Source organism: Neisseria shayeganii 871, from assembly GCF_000226875.1.
In the GTDB taxonomy this organism is placed as follows: domain Bacteria; phylum Pseudomonadota; class Gammaproteobacteria; order Burkholderiales; family Neisseriaceae; genus Eikenella; species Eikenella shayeganii.
This window is the reverse complement of sequence record NZ_JH164943.1, coordinates 1-630: the sequence shown is the minus strand read 5'-3', so window position 1 is coordinate 630 and position 630 is coordinate 1. Positions and strand designations below refer to the sequence as shown.

Annotated in this window: 1 protein-coding gene; it reads right to left on the bottom strand. The window is 47.1% G+C overall.

What is annotated here, in order from left to right; genetic code table 11:
- The coding region (locus HMPREF9371_RS12340) for a transposase (RefSeq protein WP_198003646.1) at window positions 1-178 on the bottom strand (178 nt) is incomplete at its 3' end.
- Window positions 179-630 lie beyond the last annotated feature (452 nt).

The window sequence follows — 630 nt, the reverse complement described above, 5'->3', positions numbered from 1 at the left end:
GGTGATCGGGCATCAACACCCATGCCGCAATTTCAAACGGGTGTTTTTCCCGCACCGCCAACACAGCCTCACGCAAGGCCGAACGCACCGCATCACCGGTTAGAATCGGTTGGCGCTTATGCGACACCACCGTAAAGAAATACGTCCCGCCTGCACGGTAATATCGACGATACCGCATGGTTTCCCCTTGTTATATAAATTGATCCATGCAAATGATACAAGATGTAGGTCGGATTCTCGAATCCGACATTGATGCACCATCACAATGATTGAACGTTTCGGCAATACCAACCATTTTGTCGGATACAAGTATCCGACCTACGCTTGCTGGGGTTGTTAAACCCAATATTTAAGTGCTTGAATGGTTTGTTGTGTTTAGCCCTAAGCAACACTTTCTGTGCCGGTATCCGAAAAATCAAATGCCGTAGTAATTAAACAATCCGGTTTGGTCATGTTGGGTTTACACTTCGCTTCAACCCAACCTACGCTTGCTTTAAGGCCGTAACCCAACAATCATGAAAACCATCTTGCTTGGTAATGTTGGGTTTACGCTGCGCTCCAACCCAACCTACGCTTGCTGAAACAGCTTTCAGGTAGCCTTTAATGCGATGTGGCTTGGGTAGCAGATAC